The following is a 14,466-nucleotide window of genomic DNA, read 5'->3' as shown; positions in this document are numbered from 1 at the left end:
CAGGCCACTGGAAGAGCGCGACTTTCCGATGCTCCACGAATGGGTTCGGCGGCCCCACGTCGCTTAATGGTGGAGCGAGCCCAGCACGCTCGAAGAGATCAGGGACGAGTACCTTCCGACGCTCGACGGCAGGTCGTCGACTAGGGCATTCATCGCCAGCCTTGACGATGACCCGATCGGGTTCATCCAGGTCTATGTGGTGCAAGGCTCCGGAGACGGGTGGTGGGAAGACGAAACCGATGCCGGCGCGAGAGGCATCGACCAGTTCCTGGCAGACGCCGCGCGATTGAACCAGGGTCTGGGCACCGCAATGATCAAGGCCTTCGTCGACCGGCTCTTTCAAGACCCAAGGGTTTCGAAAGTGCAGACAGACCCCTCGCCCGAGAACGCACGTGCCATACGGTGCTACAGAAAAGTCGGCTTCAAGGACGTTGGCGAAGTCATGACGCCTGACGGGCCTGCGCTGCTTATGCGGTGTGAAAGAGAAGGTCCCGGCAGCGGCTTTATCTGACCCTTGCCAGTGCCCGATCGCACCCAGCTTTGAGATGGAAAAGGGCGGTCGTCAGATTCAGCGACGGATTCCGAACCTGCAGGGCCTCTACCGCGGCTTTGACATCGGTTTCGAAGCGCTTGAGAAACTCTGGTGAATCGTTCTCCGGCAACCCCGCCATGTAAGCGCAGTGCTCTGGATCACGATAGAAGGCACTGACGACTGGCGGGTCAGCCTGCCTCGGCTTCGCCAAAACTCCTGCGGGTAGGGCGAGGGGCAAGAGGGCGAGAACCACCATCGGAAATTTCAGAGTCATTCAACGATGCTAGGTCTGCCAAAGTATTTAAGCTATGACATACGCTCAATACATTTGATCAAGAATCTAAATAATGGACCTGAAACTGCTGAGCATCTTCGACGAGGTCTACAAGACCCGCAGCGTCTCTCGCGCGGGCGATCACCTCGGCATGCCGCAGTCGTCCATCAGCATCGCCTTGGCACGGCTGCGGCGGCACTTCGGCGACCCGCTCTTCGTTCGCACGTCCGACGGCATGCAACCGACGCCGCACGCCACTTCGTTGGTGGCTCCGATCCGGCAGGCACTGGAGCTGCTGCGTGCCGTCACGCGGCAGCAGGCCATCTTCGATCCGGCAAAGGCCGACCGCACTTTTCGCGTGTGCATGACCGGCATTACCCACCTTGTACTTCTGCCCGACCTCATGAACCGCCTGAATGCGGTTGCGCCGTCGATCCGCGTCGAGATCACCCACATTTCAGCTCAGACACCCAAGATGCTCGAATCGGGCGATGCAGACTTGGCCGTGGGCTTCATGCCGGAACTGGAGGCAGGCTTCTACCAGCAAAAGCTCTTCGACCAGCGCTTCGTATGCGTCGTGCGAAAAGACCACCCTCGTATCCAGTCTCGCCTTACTCCAGGCATGTTCAAGCGAGAGAACCACGTGGTGGTGTCAGCCACAGGAGCAGGAAACGAACTCGTCGAACGCGAACTCGCGCGGCTTGGCGTACAAAGAAACGTCAGCCTGCACCTTCCGGATTTTCTGGGCATAGGCGCGCTGATTGCGCAGACGGAGTTGATGATCACCGTGCCTGCCCGCGTGGCCGAGACTTTGCTGCGAATTGCCAGCGTGAAGGTTTTTCCGCCTCCTTTCAAGCTGGCGGGCTTCGCCATCAAGCAACATTGGCACGAGCGGTACCAGCATGACCCTTCCAACAAGTGGCTGAGATCGGTCATCTCCGATCTCTTTCTGGAGCAATAGCACGAGATGACGATCATTGGCAGCTCACGGAGGCATTTTTGACCGACACCCGCAACATCCGCATGCTCACGCGCTACACGGCCTGGGCAAACTCGCGCCTCTTCAGCGCGCTGGCCGAATTGCCCAAAAGCGAGGCAGCTGCATCCGCATTGGGCGACATGGTCAAGACGCTGAATCACGCCTATGTGGTCGACCTGATCTGGAAGGCTCATCTCGAAGGAGAACGCCATGGCTTCACTTGGCGCAATACGGAAGTGATGCCAAGCCTTGGGGAGCTTCGCGATGCACAGGCGCTCATCGACGACTGGTACATCGACTACGCCGACCGGATCTCCGGCACGGCGCACGATGAAGTGGTGCACTTCGAGTTCGTCGACGGCGGCTCAGGCGCGATGACCTGCGGCGACATGGTGCTCCATGTGGTGAATCACAAGACCTATCACCGCGGATACGTGGCGCAGATGCTTTACCAGGCATCGGTTCGTCCCCCGACGATGGACTTGCCGGTGTTCTTGAGGGATGTTCCGCCTGTTCTTTGAGGAACCACCGCGGCGCGATACGAAGTTCAAGAATGCCGTGAAGAGGAATTTTTAACAACTTACAGTTCGGGATTCTTGGCTTTCGAGGTCCGGCGATCAATCTGCTCTACAGTTCATTCATGTACTGCAAGCACTGTGGCGGTGAGAATATTCCGACTGCAGCTTTCTGCGCTCGATGTGGGCACGACTTGGTCGCTTCATATCAATTGACTGCCCCAAGAAAGCGCACTGCCGAGGTCCGGATTCAGCGACCGAAGTGGTGGAAAGAGATCTTCAATGAAGCAGGAGGAGCAGCCGTTATCGCGGCCATAGGAATGGCGGCTATCTGGCTGTTCAAACATTTTTTCGGCTCATGAGCAGCCTTAGACAAGCTTCTTCGCAATGCAGTTGATCTTTGGCCCATCTAATTCCCGCTACTCATTCACTGGTTCGCCAGTGCCGCACAAAGATCTGGCATACAAACTGGATGTCGCAACGCTCGGGCAGGCAATTGCCGCATATGAAGCTCGATTCAATGTGACGATTACGCCATTCGCTGGCGACCCCCTCGATCCTTACCTTGCTGAGCCCAAGTACTTTAAGTTCAAGGAGAACGACGCAGATGCAGGCTGCCTCGTCGACATCCATGTTTATCGGCAAGGTGTGGAAATCTGCCTGAAGCAAGACCTCGACTTCTGCCTCTTTGAGGGTGACATTATCGAGCTGGGGCCGCTCGTATGCTGATTGGAAATTCGGCAGCGAAGCCCGACGCCCACGGCTTTGGCAGTCGCACGTTCGTCACTGACGCACCCCATGCGCACCTCGAGCGCAGGCTCACCGCGATGGTGGCCGCATCAGACCCGCTGATGGCCGCGCTGCATGCGGTCCGCTCGCTTCAACTCCGGTCCTGGTGCATCGGTGCCGGCGCCATCCGCTCGTTGGTTTGGGACACCCTTCATGGCTTCGACGACCGCTCGCCCGTCGAAGACATGGACGTCGTGTACTTCGACGCCAAGGCGAGTCCCGAGCACGATGCCCATCTCGAAGAGCAGCTTCGCTCAGCCATGCCAAACCTCTGCTGGGAAGTCACGAACCAGGCCGGCGTCCATCGCTGGTTTGCCGACGCCCTCGGCCAGGTTGTTGCGCCACTTGCCTCGCTTGAAGAAGGCGTTGCGACGTGGCCGGAGTTCGCGACGTGCGTTGGCGTGTACCTCAACGACGACGGAACACTGGGCGTCGTTGCTCCGCATGGGCTCGACGACCTTTTCGGGCTGCGCGTTCGGCACAACCCGCAGAGGGCAAGCGCTGCGACCTACCGCGAGCGCGTTCAGGCCAAGCGGTTTGCCGAGCGGTGGCCCCGGCTTTCGATCGAAGCGGCTTGATTGCCCAATGAACTGAACGCCTCGGAGAGCGACAGCACACGGCCGCAGTTCACCGCCTGGTAGCCCGGCAGCCGGTTCACCGCCTGCTGATAGGCATCGCTGCGCAGAATGTCCAGCATGCGCTGCACGATGGGCGCGGCGAGCGAGCGTTCGTCGCACAGCAGAAAGTAGCGCTCCACCTGGTTGGAGATGAAGTCCAGCTTGAACTGCCGCGCGGGTGTTTCCACGCCGTAGCCCGCGTCGGCCATGCCGCTGGCCACGAAGGCGGCCACGGCCGCGTGCGTGAACTCGCATTGCTCGTAGCCCTTGATCGATTCGGGCGCAATGCCCTGCTCGCGCAACTGAAGATCGAACAGGTAGCGCGTGCCTGATCCCGCCTGCCGGTTGATGAAGCGCACATCGGGGCGCGCCAGGTCGGCCAGCGAGTAGATCTTTTTCGGGTTGCCGGGCGCGACCATCAGGCCCTGGTGGCGGGTTGCCATGCCGATGACCTTCTGCGTATCGGCGTTGAGCCAGGCGCCGTAGTGGGTGACGGCTTCGGCCTCGAACGCGCCGAGCGGCACATGAAAACCCGCCACGTCGCAACTGCCGTGATGCAGCGAGGCCACAGCCTCTTCGCTGCCGCAGTAGCGCAAATCGCCCGGCACCTGCGCCGCGGCCAGGAAGCCGTGCAACGCCTCGATGGCAAAACCGTGGCTGGCATGAATGCGCAGCAAGTTGGGCGCGGTGGGAATCAGCTTTTCTATTTCAGCGCCCAGCTCGGAGGCCAGCGAATCGAGCAAGGGCGACAGGCGCGCGGTGATGCGGCGGTCTGCCCACACCAGCTTTTCGCCAAGCGGCGTGAGGCTGGAGCCCTTGCCCCGCTGCATGGCCACGAGCGGCTGGCCGAACATGGCTTCGCCCTGGCGAATGAGCTCCCAGGCATGGCGGTAGGACACGCCGGCCTCCGTGCAGGCGCTGGACAGGCTGCCGTGCTCCAGCACCTTCACCAGCAGCTCGATCACCCGCGGCGCCAGGGCTGCGCCATCGGGCTGGCGAATGGTCCATTGCGGCTTGATGTGCACTTCATGCATAGGTTTAGGCTTTTCAAAGCATATTTATTGGGCCGGTCGCATCATATTGTGGCACTTGATGCTGCTCCATACACTCGCGCAACCACGGGTATGGCAACTCCGAAATTAGGAGATGAAAAGCATATGACAGAGACGACAGATACGGCAGGCCTGGGCATCGCGGCATCCATTGCCGCCGCGCACAAGGACGTGCCCGGCGGGCTGCTGCCCGCGCTGCACGGCATACAAGACGCGCTGGGCTACGTGCCGCCCGATGCGGTGCCGCTCGTGGCCGAGCAGTTCAACCTGTCGCGCGCCGAGGTGCACGGCGTGGTCAGCTACTACCACCACTTTCGCTCTGCGCCGGCGGGCCGGCTGCTGGTGCAGGTCTGCCGGGCCGAGGCCTGCAAGGCGATGGGTGCGGACGCGCTGCTGGCGCATGCCGAGCAACGGCTGGGCTGCGGCGTGCATGGCACCTCGGCCGACGGCCAGTACTCGCTGGAGCCGGTGTTCTGCCTTGGCCTTTGCGCCTCGTCGCCGTCCATTGCAATCAACGACGAAGTGCATGCGCGCATCACGCCGGCGCTGTTCGACGAAATCGTCGGGGAAGCGCGGCAAGCCTCATGACCACCACCATTTATGTTCCCCGCGACTCCGCCGCACTGGCGGTGGGCGCCGACCGTGTGGCCCGGCAGATTGCAGCCGAAGCCCTTGCGCGCAACCTGCCGGTGCGCATTGTGCGCAACGGCTCGCGCGGCCTTTTCTGGCTGGAAACGCTGGTCGAAGTGCAAACACCGCAAGGCCGCGTTGCGTACGGTCCGGTCACACGCGCCGACGTGGCCGGCCTGCTCGACGCAGGCTTTCTTGACGGCGGCGCGCATGCGCTGAACCTGGGCCTGACGGAAGAAATCGCCTACCTGAAGAAGCAGGAGCGCCTGACCTTTGCCCGCATGGGCGTGACCGACCCGGTGTCGGTGGCCGACTACGAGGCGCACGAAGGCTTTGCGGGGCTCCGCCGCGCGCTGGCAATGGCACCGGCGGATATCGTGCAGCAAGTGCTCGACTCCGGATTGCGCGGCCGCGGCGGCGCCGCCTTTCCGGCCGGCATCAAGTGGAAGACGGTGCTGGCCGCGCAGGCACGCCAGAAATACATCGTCTGCAATGCGGACGAAGGCGACTCAGGCACCTTTTCGGACCGCATGACGATGGAAGGCGATCCGCTCATGCTGGTCGAAGGCATGGCCATTGCCGGCATTGCGACGGGCGCGACCGAGGGCTACATCTACGTGCGGTCGGAATACCCGCATGCCATTGCCACGCTGAACGAGGCCATCGGCAATGCGGAGCAGGCGGGTTTTCTGGGCGACGACATCCTGGGCTCGGGCCGCAGCTTTCGCTTGATCGTGCGCAAGGCCGCGGGCGCCTATGTGTGCGGCGAAGAAACCGCGCTGCTCGAAAGCCTGGAAGGCCGCCGCGGCATTGTGCGCGCCAAGCCGCCGCTGCCGGCGCTGCAGGGGCTGTTCGGCCAGCCCACGGTGATCAACAACGTGATCACGCTGGCGTCGGTTCCCCTCATCCTGGCGCGCGGCGCCGACTTCTACAAGCACTACGGCGTGGGCCGCTCGCGCGGCACACTGCCGTTTCAGCTGGCCGGAAACATCCGGCATGGGGGCCTCGTCGAAAAGGCGTTCGGCCTTACGCTGCGCGAACTGCTCTACGACTTCGGCGGCGGCAGTGCGAGCGGCCGGCCGATCAAGGCGGTGCAGGTGGGCGGCCCGCTGGGCGCCTATGTGCCGGAATCGCAATGGGACCTGCCGCTCGACTACGAGGCCTACGCTGCCGTGGGCGCGGTAGTGGGCCATGGCGGCATCGTGGTGCACGACGACACGGCCGACATGTCGCAGCTGGCCCGCTACGCCATGGAGTTCTGCGCGATCGAGTCGTGCGGCAAGTGCACGCCGTGCCGCATCGGCTCCACACGCGGCGTGGAAGTGATCGACAAGATCACCAGCAACCAGAACCGGCCGCAGCAAGTCATTTTGCTGCGCGACCTGTGCGACACCATGCTGCACGGCTCGCTCTGCGCCATGGGCGGCATGACGCCCTACCCCGTGTTGTCCGCCATCAATCACTACCCGGAGGACTTCGGCATCGAAGCCCCCGACCGCGCTGCAGCCTAGTTGACAGGAGCCACTCCATGCTGAACCCATCGCAAGACATCGACTACGGCACGCCCAGGCGCGAGTCCACCGAGGAAGTCACGCTCGAAATCGACGGCATGCCGGTGACGGTGGCCAAGGGCACCTCGCTGATGCGCGCCGCAGCGGACGCGGGCGTGCAGGTGCCCAAGCTGTGCGCCACCGACAGCCTGGAGCCCTTCGGCTCTTGCCGGCTGTGCCTGGTGGAGATCGACGGGCGCAAGGGCTACCCGGCGTCTTGCACCACGCCGGCAGAGGCCGGCATGAAGGTGCGCACGCAAAGCCCCAGGCTGCAGGAGCTGCGCAAGGGCGTGATGGAGCTCTACATCTCCGACCATCCGCTCGACTGCCTCACCTGCGCCGCCAACGGCGATTGCGAACTGCAGGACATGGCCGGCGTGACCGGGTTGCGCAACGTGCGCTACGGCTATGACGGGGCCAACCACCTGAAGAGCGCCAAGGACGAGTCCAACCCGTATTTCACGTACGACCCGTCCAAGTGCATCGTGTGCAACCGCTGCGTGCGTGCCTGCGAAGAAACGCAGGGCACCTTTGCGCTCACCATCAGCGGGCGCGGCTTCGAGTCGCGCGTGTCGCCGGGCCAAGACCAGCCATTCATGGAGTCCGAATGCGTGAGCTGCGGCGCCTGCGTGCAGGCCTGCCCCACCGCCACGCTGCAGGAAAAATCGGTCATCTGGCTGGGCCAGGCCGAGCACAGCGCCATTACCACCTGCGCCTACTGCGGCGTGGGCTGCGGCTTCAAGGCCGAGATGAAGGGCAATGAAGTGGTGCGCATGGTGCCGTGGAAGGACGGCAAGGCCAACGAAGGCCACTCCTGCGTGAAGGGCCGCTTTGCCTGGGGCTACGCCACCCACAAGGACCGGGTGCTCAAGCCCATGATCCGCAGCAAGATCACCGACCCGTGGCAAGAGGTGAGCTGGGACGAAGCCGTCAACTACGCCGCCAGCGAGTTCCGCCGCATCCAGGCCAAGTACGGCACCGATTCCATCGGCGGCCTGGTGTCGTCGCGCTGCACCAACGAGGAGGGCTACCTGGTGCAGAAGCTGGTGCGTGCGGCCTTCGGCAACAACAACGTCGACACCTGCGCGCGCGTATGCCACTCGCCCACCGGTTACGGCCTGAAGCAGACCATGGGCGAATCGGCCGGCACGCAGACCTTCAAGTCGGTGGAAAAGTCGGACGTGATCATGGTGATTGGCGCCAACCCGTCGGACGGCCACCCGGTGTTCGCATCGCGCATGAAAAAGCGCCTGCGCGCCGGTGCGCGGCTGATCGTGGTCGATCCGCGCACCATCGACCTGGTGAGGTCGCCGCACGTCAAGGCCGACTATCACCTGAAGCTCAAGCCCGGCACCAACGTGGCGGTCATCAGCGCCATGGCGCACGTGATCGTGACCGAAGGCCTGGTCGACGAAGCCTTCGTGGCCGAGCGCTGCGAGCCCAAGTCGTTCAACGAATGGCGCGAATTTGTCGCACGCCCGGCCAACTCGCCCGAGGCCATGGAAGAAGTGACCGGCGTGCCGGCCGCCGACCTGCGCGCTGCCGCGCGGCTGTTTGCCCAAGGCTATGACGGCAAGCGCAATGCCGCCATCTACTACGGCCTGGGTGTGACGGAGCACAGCCAGGGCTCGACCATGGTGATGGGCATTGCCAACCTGGCCATGGCCACGGGCAACGTGGGCCGCGAGGGCGTGGGGGTGAATCCGCTGCGCGGCCAGAACAACGTGCAAGGCTCGTGCGACATGGGCTCGTTTCCGCACGAACTGCCCGGCTACCGCCATGTGTCGGACAGCACCGCGCGCGGCAGTTTCGAATCGGCCTGGGGTGTGGAGCTGCGGCCCGAGCCGGGCCTGCGCATTCCCAACATGTTCGATGCCGCCATTACCGGCAGCTTCAAGGGCCTGTACTGCGAAGGTGAAGACGTGGTGCAGTCGGACCCGAACACCCAGCACGTGGCCGAGGCCATGATGGCGATGGAGTGCATCGTGGTGCAAGACCTGTTCTTGAACGAGACCGCCAAGTACGCGCACGTGTTCTTGCCGGGTGCGTCGTTCCTGGAGAAAGACGGCACCTTCACCAACGCCGAGCGGCGCATTTCGCGCGTCACCAAGGTCATGCCGCCCAAGGCCGGCTATGCCGACTGGGAGGTGACGCAGCTGCTCTCCAACGCGCTGGGCTACCCCATGAACTATGCGAGCGCCGAAGAAATCATGAACGAGATCGCCGCGCTCACGCCCACCTTCACGGGGGTGAGCTACGCCAAGCTGGCAAAACTGGGCAGCGTGCAGTGGCCGTGCAACGAGGCCGCGCCCGAAGGCACGCCGACCATGCACATCGACGAATTTGTCCGCGGCAAGGGCAAGTTCATCATCACGCAGTACGTGCCCACCGACGAGAAGGTCACGCGCATGTACCCGCTGATATTGACCACGGGGCGCATCCTCTCGCAGTACAACGTGGGCGCGCAGACCCGCCGCACCGAGAACAACCAGTGGCACAGCGAAGACCGGCTCGAGATCCATCCGGCCGACGCGGAGGACCGCGGCATTGCGGAGGGCGACTGGGTCGGCATCCGCAGCCGGGCCGGCGAAACCGTGCTGCGGGCCACCATCACGGAGCGTGTGCAGCCGGGCGTGGTGTACACCACCTTCCACTTCCCCGAATCGGGGGCCAACGTGATCACCACCGACAACTCCGACTGGGCCACCAATTGCCCCGAATTCAAGGTAACCGCGGTGCAGGTGATGCCGGTGATGCAGCCTTCGGAATGGCAGCAGGAGTACAGCCGCTTCAACGCGCTGCAGGAAGAACTGCTGAACAAGCGGCTCGGCGAAGCGGCAGAAACAGCGGTGGCCAAATGAACCTGGCCGACATACCCCTGCGGCCCGGAGGCGCCGAGTTGCTGCCCGTGCGCGGCGTGCGCGCACGGCAGGCTTTCGACAACCGCGACTGGGTGGCCGTGGAGATACCGGTTGCGCTGGAGTTCAACGGCATTGCGCACGCCGTGATGCTTGCAACACCCACCGACCTGGCCGACTTTGCGCTGGGCTTCGCGCTCAGCGAGGGCATCTTGCTGGCGCGCGGCGAGCTCTACGGCATCGAGGAAGAGTACGGGCCCGAGGGCATCACCCTGAAGCTCGAAGTCGCAAGCGCGGCCTTCGCGCGGCTGAGGGAGCGGCGCCGCTCGATGGCCGGCCGCACGGGCTGCGGACTGTGCGGCACCGAAAGCCTCGCGCATGTCGCGCGCACGCTGCCTGCCTTGCCTCCGGGCTCCTCGCTATCGAAGAGCGCTGTGGCCCGCGGCATGCGGGAGCTTGCGTCGCTGCAGGTGCTGCAGAAGGTGACGGGCGCGGTGCACGCGGCGGCCTGGTGCACGGCAGAAGGCGAGGCCCTGCTGGTGCGCGAAGACATCGGCCGGCACAACGCGCTCGACAAGCTGGTGGGTGCGCTTGCCAAGAGCACGCTGGCCGCTTCCACCGGCTTCATCGCCGTGACAAGCCGCGCGAGTTTCGAGATGGTGCAAAAGACCGTTGCGGCCGGGGTGCCGCTGCTGGCCGCGGTGTCGGCCTCGACCTCGATGGCCACGGCCGTCGCGCAAGAAACAGGACTGACGCTGGCGGGCTTCGTGCGCGGCGACGACCTGGTCATCTACACCCACCCGGGGCGGCTGAACGGCCAGCCCGCAACCGCCTGAGGTTTTCAGCAATGCATGTAGACCAGCTGATTCGCATGGTGAACCAGATGGGCAGCTTCTTCGAAGCCATGCCCGACCGCGCGGAGGCCTTGCAAGATCTTGCGCTGCACCTCAAGCGCTTTTGGGAGCCGCGCATGCGCAGGGAACTGCTCGCGCACCTGGATGCGGATGGAAGCGGGGCGTTGAACCCGGTGTCGGCCGAGGCGATTCGCGTTCACCGGGCGCTGCTCGAATAGCACTGCGGGGCCCCGCCCCTGCCATCAATCGATGCTGATATTCGCGGCCTTGGCCACCTCGGCCCATTTCACGCGGTTGTCGTGCACGGTCTTCTTGAACTGCGCTGGCGTTTCGATGCGCACGGTGTTGCCCTGGCTTTCGAAGCGCTCGCGGATGTCGGGCTGCTCCAGCACCGCCTTCACCGCGGCGTTGAGCTTGTTGACGACCTGCGCATCGGTGCCCTTGGGCGCGAAGATGCCGAACCAGATCGAACTGTCGAAGCCCTTGGTGCCAGGGAGACCGCTCGAGGCGATGGTGGGCACCTCCTTGACGGCCGCCACCGGGTTGGCCGTGGTCACGCCCAGCAGGCGCACCTTGCCCGCCTTGTAGTGCGGCAGCACCGTCTGCACCTGGTTCATGATGCAGCAGGTTTCGCCGCGCACCACCGACGTGATGGCCTCGGGCCCGCCCTTGTAGGGCACGTGCACCATGTTCAGGCCAAGGCGCGAATTGAATTCGGCAAAGGCCATGTGCGTGCCGGCGCCGTTGCCTGTAGACGCATAGTTGTACTTGCCGGGGTTGGCCTTGACGAGATCGACGAACTCCTTCAATGTCTTTGCGTTGATCACCTCGGGGTTGATGGTGAGCACGTTCGAAACATCGAGCACCGGCGCCACGGGCACGAAGTCGGCCTCCACGTCGAACGGCAGCTTCTTGTAGAGCGCGGCGTTGCTGCCGTGCGTGGCGGCGGTGCCAAAAGAGAGCGTGTAGCCGTCCGGCTTGGCGTGGGCCACATACTCGCTGGCAATGTTGCCGGCCGCGCCCGACTTGTAGTCGATGATCACGGGCTTGCCGAGTTGCTTTGCAAGCGGCTCCTGGATGGCGCGGGCCACCACGTCCACGCCGGAGCCGGCCGGAAAGCCCATGATCAGCGTGACGGGCTGCTGGGGCCACTCGGCCTGGGCAAAGGCGGCGGACGACGCGGCCACGCACAGGGCGGCGCCGGCCAGCAGCAGGCCGGGCCGGAAGGAACGTGAAAAGGGAGAATGAGTCATGACTGTCTTTCCTCGATGCGGGCGGTGCAGCCCGGGATTGTGGCGCGCGGTTCATGCCCGATCCGGTATGAGCTTATGCGGGTCGCGCCCGCATCGCGCTACCTCTCCATAATCGCCGCATGGTCCGCCCCACCCAACAACTCCACCCCGCACGCGAGCCGGTGCCCGTGCGCGCAGCAGCCACCGTGCTGCTGCTGCGCGATTCCGAAGCCGGCATCGAAGTGCTGATGACGCGCCGTTCCGACAGAGCAAGCTTCGCGCCAGGCGCCTATGTGTTTCCCGGCGGCCAGATCGATGCGGCCGACGAAGCCGCCCAGCGCATTGCCACGCACCGCCCGACGCAGAGCGGACTTCAACTCACGCAGGCCATTGCGGCCATTCGCGAAGGCTTTGAAGAACTGGGCGTGCTGCTCGCGCGCCACGCCGACGGCCGGCCCGTGAGCGCGGAAGACATCGCATCGATGGACCGCAGCACCACGTCGCCCGTTTCCTTTGTGGCGCAGTGCGAGCAGCGCGGGCTGTTGCTCGCGTCCGACCAGGTCTTCACCCTCGCGCACTGGATCACCGACCGCGACTTGCCCAAGCGCTTCGACGTGCCCTTTCTGGTGGCGCGCATGCCCGAAGGCCAGACGCCCACGGCCGACGAAAGCGAGCAGTTCGAGCCCTGCTGGGTGCGGCCGGCCGATGCGCTGGCGCGCCACGCGGCGGGCAGTTTCTTCATGATCTTTCCGACAGTGCGCACGCTGCAGCGGCTGGCGGCCTATGCCAAGGTCGATGCGGTGCTGCAAGCCTGCGCCGGCGAAAAGCCGCTGTGGACCAGCTGCCCGCGCGCCGGACTGCTCGGCGGGCAGGATGCGCGCTACATGGAAGGCGAATCGCCCTACGGCGAGCTCGCGCTGGTATGCCCCGACGGCCAACTGCTGCACACGCTCGACTGGCAAAGCGAGCACGCGGTGCCGCTGCTCAAGAACGTGCAGCGCCTGACCGCGCCCAATTCAGGCGCCATGACCGGCCCGGGCACCAACAGCTACATCGTGGGCGATGCGGCCACGGGCTACCTGGTGATCGACCCCGGGCCGAACGATGCCGCGCACATCGGCCGGCTCTGGCGTGCCACGCAGGGCGACATCCGCATGATCGTCTGCACGCATTCGCACGCCGACCATTCACCCGGTGCGGCACCGCTGCAGGCGCTGTGCGAAAAGGCAAAGCCGCCGATCCTCGGGCTTTCTTCTGCGCCCACGGCGCGCTCTTCCGCGCGCTTTGCCGCCGAGCGCGAACTGCTCGACGGCGAGCGCCTGGTGCTCTCGGGCACCGGCGCCGAAGGCCAAAAAATCACCCACACGCTGCGCGCCATTCACACGCCCGGCCATGCCGCCAATCACGTGTGCCTGGTGCTGGAAGAAGACGGACTGCTGTTCTCCGGCGACCACATCCTGAACGGCAGCACCACCGTGGTCGACCCGCCCGATGGCGACATGAACGCGTACCTCGATTCGCTGGACAAGCTGGACGCGGCATGCGAAGTGGGCGGCATCGACTTCATCCTGCCGGCGCACGGCTACGTCATCGGCAGCGCGCGCGCCGCCATCGCCCAACTGAAAGCGCATCGCCTCAAGCGCGAAGCCAAGATTGCATCCGCCATGAAGAAACTCCCCCAAGGCACGCCCGAAGACTGGCTGCCGCTTGCCTACGACGACGTGCCCGAGCGCATGTGGCCCGTGGCGGCCCGCTCGCTGGCCGCCCACGTGGCGCGCATCCGGCAACTGGCTTCCGCCCAATGACCGGCGCCAGCGAAGAAGGCATTCGCCTTGCCAAGCGCGTGGCCGCCATCGCCGGCTGCTCGCGCCGCGAGGCCGAGCTGCTCATCGAAAACGGCGCAGTGCGGGTGGACGGCGTGCCGGCGCTGCTGCCGCAGTCGCGCGTGCAAGACCACCAGAAGGTCGAGATCGAAGCCGGCGCCAAGCCTGAGCCGGTGCTGCCCGTCACCCTGCTGCTGCACAAACCGGCCGGCATGCCGACCGACAACGCGCACCGGCTGCTGGTGGCCGCCAACCATCACGAACCCGAGCGCGCGGGCATGCGCTTTCTGCCGGCGCATGCCAAGGGCCAGAACTGCATGACGCCGCTCGAAACCGGCGCCAGCGGACTCGTCGTGTACACGCAGGATTGGCGCATCGAACGCAAGCTGCATGAAGACGCGGGCGTGATCGAGCACGAGGTCATGGTCGACGTGGCGGGCACGGTCAGCCCCGAGCAGCTGGTGCGCTTCGAGCGCTCGCCCGCGCGCGTGAGCATCGGCCGCCAGGCCGACGATCAGACGGGCCTGCGCTTTGCGCTGAAGGGCGCGCGGCCGGGCCAAATCGCGCACCTGTGCGATGACGCAGGGCTGCGCATTCTTGCGATGCGGCGCATTCGCATCGGCCGCGTGCCGCTGTCGGGGCTGCAGCCAGGGCAGTGGCGTTATCTTTCGCCGCACGAACGCTTCTGACACGACAACGACAACAACAAGAAAGAAGCTGTCGGGGGACAAAAAACAGGTACAGGGACAGGTACAGGGACA

General features: G+C 64.6%; 13 protein-coding genes and 1 pseudogene. 12 read left to right on the top strand and 2 right to left on the bottom strand.

The window, feature by feature from the left end:
- Window positions 1-28 precede the first annotated feature (28 nt).
- The 5 genes and pseudogenes from M0765_RS12690 (at window position 29) to M0765_RS12670 (ending at window position 3,667) form a co-directional block, all read left to right on the top strand.
- Window positions 29-511 (top strand): annotated as a pseudogene (locus tag M0765_RS12690) (GNAT family N-acetyltransferase).
- 368 nt (window positions 512-879) lie between these two features.
- Window positions 880-1,767 carry a LysR family transcriptional regulator gene (locus M0765_RS12685; protein ID WP_258503989.1) on the top strand — a complete coding sequence of 296 codons (888 nt, stop codon included), beginning with the start codon at window positions 880-882 and terminating at the stop codon, window positions 1,765-1,767.
- Between the two features lie 38 nt (window positions 1,768-1,805).
- A complete protein-coding gene (locus M0765_RS12680; RefSeq protein ID WP_258503988.1) occupies window positions 1,806-2,306 on the top strand; it encodes a DinB family protein in 501 nt (166 codons plus the stop codon).
- 381 nt (window positions 2,307-2,687) lie between these two features.
- On the top strand, window positions 2,688-3,029 hold the full coding sequence (locus M0765_RS12675) for a hypothetical protein (RefSeq protein ID WP_258503987.1): 342 nt from the start codon (window positions 2,688-2,690) through the stop codon (window positions 3,027-3,029).
- Window positions 3,030-3,127: 98 nt separating this feature from the next.
- The gene (locus tag M0765_RS12670; protein WP_258508241.1) at window positions 3,128-3,667 is read left to right on the top strand and encodes a nucleotidyltransferase family protein; all 540 of its coding nucleotides are present in this window, start codon (window positions 3,128-3,130) and stop codon (window positions 3,665-3,667) included.
- On the opposite strand, the gene M0765_RS12665 is transcribed toward M0765_RS12670, so the two are convergent.
- Window positions 3,613-4,740 carry a helix-turn-helix transcriptional regulator gene (locus tag M0765_RS12665; RefSeq protein WP_258503986.1) on the bottom strand — a complete coding sequence of 376 codons (1,128 nt, stop codon included), beginning with the start codon at window positions 4,738-4,740 and terminating at the stop codon, window positions 3,613-3,615. The two genes, M0765_RS12670 and M0765_RS12665, sit on opposite strands and share 55 nt — an antisense overlap.
- 123 nt (window positions 4,741-4,863) lie before the next feature.
- Between M0765_RS12665 and M0765_RS12660 the strand changes: the two genes are divergently transcribed.
- From M0765_RS12660 to M0765_RS12640, 5 genes are read left to right on the top strand one after another with little or no spacing between them, the layout of a single operon-like run.
- Window positions 4,864-5,346, top strand: coding sequence for a formate dehydrogenase subunit gamma (locus M0765_RS12660; RefSeq protein ID WP_258503985.1), 483 nt, complete (start codon window positions 4,864-4,866; stop codon window positions 5,344-5,346).
- Window positions 5,343-6,899 carry a formate dehydrogenase beta subunit gene (locus M0765_RS12655; RefSeq protein ID WP_258503984.1) on the top strand — a complete coding sequence of 519 codons (1,557 nt, stop codon included), beginning with the start codon at window positions 5,343-5,345 and terminating at the stop codon, window positions 6,897-6,899. Before M0765_RS12660 ends, M0765_RS12655 begins: the two co-directional genes overlap by 4 nt.
- Before the next feature lie 17 nt (window positions 6,900-6,916).
- Entirely contained in the window at window positions 6,917-9,799 is a 2,883-nt protein-coding gene (gene fdhF, locus M0765_RS12650) for a formate dehydrogenase subunit alpha (RefSeq protein WP_258503983.1), read from the top strand.
- On the top strand, window positions 9,796-10,632 hold the full coding sequence (fdhD, locus tag M0765_RS12645) for a formate dehydrogenase accessory sulfurtransferase FdhD (RefSeq protein WP_258503982.1): 837 nt from the start codon (window positions 9,796-9,798) through the stop codon (window positions 10,630-10,632). The genes fdhF and fdhD overlap by 4 nt, the downstream gene beginning before the upstream one ends.
- A gap of 11 nt (window positions 10,633-10,643) precedes the next feature.
- Complete coding sequence (locus M0765_RS12640; RefSeq protein ID WP_258503981.1) at window positions 10,644-10,868, top strand: formate dehydrogenase subunit delta; 225 nt, start codon at window positions 10,644-10,646, stop codon at window positions 10,866-10,868.
- A gap of 24 nt (window positions 10,869-10,892) precedes the next feature.
- Here M0765_RS12640 and M0765_RS12635 read toward each other — a convergent pair whose 3' ends face one another.
- The gene (locus M0765_RS12635) at window positions 10,893-11,903 is read right to left on the bottom strand and encodes a Bug family tripartite tricarboxylate transporter substrate binding protein (RefSeq protein ID WP_258503980.1); all 1,011 of its coding nucleotides are present in this window, start codon (window positions 11,901-11,903) and stop codon (window positions 10,893-10,895) included.
- Window positions 11,904-12,022: 119 nt separating this feature from the next.
- Between M0765_RS12635 and M0765_RS12630 the strand changes: the two genes are divergently transcribed.
- Together M0765_RS12630 and M0765_RS12625 are read left to right on the top strand one after the other, a co-directional pair.
- Complete coding sequence (locus M0765_RS12630) at window positions 12,023-13,687, top strand: MBL fold metallo-hydrolase (protein WP_258503979.1); 1,665 nt, start codon at window positions 12,023-12,025, stop codon at window positions 13,685-13,687.
- Complete coding sequence (locus M0765_RS12625) at window positions 13,684-14,394, top strand: RNA pseudouridine synthase (protein ID WP_258503978.1); 711 nt, start codon at window positions 13,684-13,686, stop codon at window positions 14,392-14,394. The genes M0765_RS12630 and M0765_RS12625 overlap by 4 nt, the downstream gene beginning before the upstream one ends.
- The last annotated feature ends 72 nt before the right edge of the window (window positions 14,395-14,466 follow it).

Origin of the sequence: Variovorax sp. S12S4 (assembly GCF_023195515.1) — a bacterium.
GTDB lineage: Bacteria > Pseudomonadota > Gammaproteobacteria > Burkholderiales > Burkholderiaceae_C > Variovorax.
The sequence above is the reverse complement of the archived record's forward strand: the minus strand, read 5'-3'. Positions and strand labels throughout refer to the sequence as shown.

Coding starts and splice junctions, on each gene's coding strand:
- fdhD (WP_258503982.1), top strand. CDS start 9,796: ATGAACCTGGCCGACATACCCCTGCGGCCCGGAGGCGCCGAGTTGCTG.
- M0765_RS12655 (WP_258503984.1), top strand. CDS start 5,343: ATGACCACCACCATTTATGTTCCCCGCGACTCCGCCGCACTGGCGGTG.
- M0765_RS12670 (WP_258508241.1), top strand. CDS start 3,128: ATGGTGGCCGCATCAGACCCGCTGATGGCCGCGCTGCATGCGGTCCGC.
- M0765_RS12630 (WP_258503979.1), top strand. CDS start 12,023: ATGGTCCGCCCCACCCAACAACTCCACCCCGCACGCGAGCCGGTGCCC.
- fdhF (WP_258503983.1), top strand. CDS start 6,917: ATGCTGAACCCATCGCAAGACATCGACTACGGCACGCCCAGGCGCGAG.
- M0765_RS12675 (WP_258503987.1), top strand. CDS start 2,688: ATGCAGTTGATCTTTGGCCCATCTAATTCCCGCTACTCATTCACTGGT.
- M0765_RS12660 (WP_258503985.1), top strand. CDS start 4,864: ATGACAGAGACGACAGATACGGCAGGCCTGGGCATCGCGGCATCCATT.
- M0765_RS12625 (WP_258503978.1), top strand. CDS start 13,684: ATGACCGGCGCCAGCGAAGAAGGCATTCGCCTTGCCAAGCGCGTGGCC.
- M0765_RS12640 (WP_258503981.1), top strand. CDS start 10,644: ATGCATGTAGACCAGCTGATTCGCATGGTGAACCAGATGGGCAGCTTC.
- M0765_RS12665 (WP_258503986.1), bottom strand. CDS start 4,740: ATGCATGAAGTGCACATCAAGCCGCAATGGACCATTCGCCAGCCCGAT.
- M0765_RS12635 (WP_258503980.1), bottom strand. CDS start 11,903: ATGACTCATTCTCCCTTTTCACGTTCCTTCCGGCCCGGCCTGCTGCTG.
- M0765_RS12685 (WP_258503989.1), top strand. CDS start 880: ATGGACCTGAAACTGCTGAGCATCTTCGACGAGGTCTACAAGACCCGC.